Here is a 2,671-nt window from a genome sequence, read left to right as displayed (position 1 = left end):
TTGCTATTGCCCAAGCGATATTACTTGATGAGATTGTGACGAAGACTTCAAGCTTCGTCAGTTTGCATCCTGCAACTGTGTATTATCATCCGATGTCGACGATTCGCTACGGCTACCGAGCGAACCGACAAATGCCACGTGAGGAAAAATATACGCATTTACAGCGCTACAAAGCATTAATCTTAACGATTTTAACAAATCAACCGTATGAAAAATGCTTAGAAGAGCCTGAGCATTTAACGAAGCGTACGAATGATTTGGTACATTCGATTTTACAGGCACAAACAATTGAAGACATGCAGCTCTTATTAACTGAAGCTTATGATTTCGTAGCGTATCATACCGTGCAAACACAAACAGCTGAACGGAAGAAATGGCGTTCTCGTATGATTTTAGGTGTTGTTTTAACAGCGTTACTTGGCTTAGTTGGTATTGGTTATGTAAAACAGGATGCTAATGAACAGCAAGCAGCAGCGATTCAATCATTAACAGCTGATTATGAGGAGGAACAGCTCATTCAAGAGGCTGATACGTTGTTTGTAGCTGGGAAATTTAAAGAGGCAGTTCCATTATTTTTAGCGTTAGGTGATTCCACAGAAGAGGTTGCTAAAAAGCTTGTCTTAGAGGAGCAGTGGCAGCTAGCTCTTGATACAGAGCCAGCGATTTTAGAAACGGTCATTACGGCTTTATATAATGAAGGAGAAGAAAAACGCTTACTTGATTTAACCATTTCTGAGGAGATGCCTGTCTATACGCAAAAGCTCGCGCAGGAAAAAGCGATTGTAAGTTATGATGTGGCACAAATGTCAGCCGATTTACCGTTTATTTCAGACGAACAGACGTTAAAGCGTATGGGGCAAACATTTGTGAAAAACGGTGATATAGCAGGTGCTCGAGAAGTACTCAATAAGACGCAAGATGCAGATTTGAAGCGTACGATTGAACTTACGCAGGCGGAGAGTGAGCTTGTCGTAGCGAAGGAAAAATTAACAGCTCTCGAATCTGATAATTCAGCAAACAAGGCCGATCAATTGAAGGTGCAACAGACGAAAATTCAAGAATTGGAGGCGAAAATTCAAGGGTTAAAGGGAGGCTAAGTCGATGAAATTTTTAATGGCGAAGCTTTTATTTTCACAAGGTGGTCGGAAGTTGTTGTGGCTTGTGCTTGCGCCGTTCTTTTTGTTTTTCATCCTCATTTTAGCTTTCGTTGCAGAGGATACGAAGCCACCAACAGGACAATACACAATCGGCAGCCAACTGTCAGAGGCTGTTTTGCAGTATGAGGAAATCGTGTACGGTGCACTTTTAGAATATGAGTTAGAAGAACATACACCATTAGTGCTTGCCATTATGATGCAGGAAAGCGGCGGTACAGCTTCACTAGATGTGATGCAGGCCAGTGAGTCCATTGGGTTGCCACCAAATACGATTACAGATCCCGTATATTCCATTGAAGTCGGTGTTGCCCATTTTGAAAAGGTACTCGCGAAACGAGAGCGCTTAGGCGTCGATTTAGACACAGCCATTCAGAGCTATAATTACGGTTCGGGTTATATGGATTTTGTTGCAGCAAATGGTGGTAAGCATTCAGCAGCATTAGCCCAAGCATTTTCAGAGCAGCAAGTAGCGAAACTTGGTTGGCAAAGTTACGGGGATCCCGAATATGTAGCCCATGTAAAGCGTTATATAGGGACGATGCGTGACGGTGAGGTTCTTGATTTAGCAAATGCCACAGCAGATTTTCAAGTGGTGTATGAAACGATGCTTCAGTTTGACGGTTATCCGTACACGTTTGGTGGGATGAGCCCGACGACTTCCTTTGATTGTTCAGGCTTGATGATGTGGGCTTTTCGGAAAATCGGTGTGAATTTACCTCGAACAGCCCAAGAGCAGTATAATGCGTCACAAAAAATAACAGCGGAGGAACTGCAACCAGGGGATTTTATCTTTTTCACAGGTACGTATAATGCCGGTAGACCTGTCACTCATATTGGCATGTATGTAGGGAACGGCAAAATGTTTGATGCAAATGGTGGAGGGATTGGCTTTACTGATTTAAATAATCGTTATTGGCAAGAGCATTTATATGGGTACGGTCGCATTGTTGACTTTTCAGGAGGTGAGGGAGGATGAAGCAAGGGATTGTCGTAGGTGTATTTGTATTCATTGTTCTCGTTTTAGCAGGTTCAATTTTTGTGCTGTCTAATGATAAGAAGGCTTTAAAGGAAACGATTGAACGAAAGAATGGGGAACTCGAGGCACTCACGCTAAAGAATGAAGAACTTTCGGCTGTTACCGGCTTACAAGTAACCGGTGAGGAAGTTGCTTTTGTAGAGCAAGCTTTTCGGGTTTATTTGAACTATGACAATGATTCCTATGTTACTCGCTTTAATGAATTGTCGAATTTTGTTGAATTAGATGTACTGAACAAATTAAAAGGTGCCTCCTCTCTTTCACCACCTGTTGTCGCAATGAAAAATGAAGTAGAAGATGTACAAATTTATTTGAATCCTAAGGAGCCCCACACGTTTTTAGTGTACACCACGACCAACTATTTTTTAGATGGGGCACTGGTCAATCACGGTAGTCAGTTGTATGAGGTGAGCGTTTTAAAGAGTGAGGAGCAGTTTATCCTTGGGGAATTTAAGGTCATTGGTAATATGACGGAGGT

The 2,671-nt window shown here is 42.2% G+C and carries 3 protein-coding genes; all 3 read left to right on the top strand.

Annotated features, from left to right (window positions below; translation table 11 throughout):
- Nucleotides 1-1,097, top strand: a 1,097-nt coding sequence (locus QI30_RS18520; protein WP_148113875.1) for a type VII secretion protein EssB/YukC, incomplete at its 5' end; no start/stop codon positions are given.
- Between the two features lie 4 nt (nt 1,098-1,101).
- Entirely contained in the window at nt 1,102-2,133 is a 1,032-nt protein-coding gene (locus tag QI30_RS18515; RefSeq protein ID WP_126992059.1) for a bifunctional lytic transglycosylase/C40 family peptidase, read from the top strand.
- Nucleotides 2,130-2,671: hypothetical protein (locus QI30_RS18510; RefSeq protein ID WP_148113874.1), on the top strand; the 542-nt coding region annotated here is incomplete at its 3' end. The genes QI30_RS18515 and QI30_RS18510, both read left to right, overlap by 4 nt.

The organism is Candidatus Kurthia intestinigallinarum (assembly GCF_003991225.1).
Taxonomy (GTDB): Bacteria; Bacillota; Bacilli; order Bacillales_A; family Planococcaceae; genus Kurthia; species Kurthia populi.
This window is presented reverse-complemented; position numbering and strand designations above follow the sequence as displayed.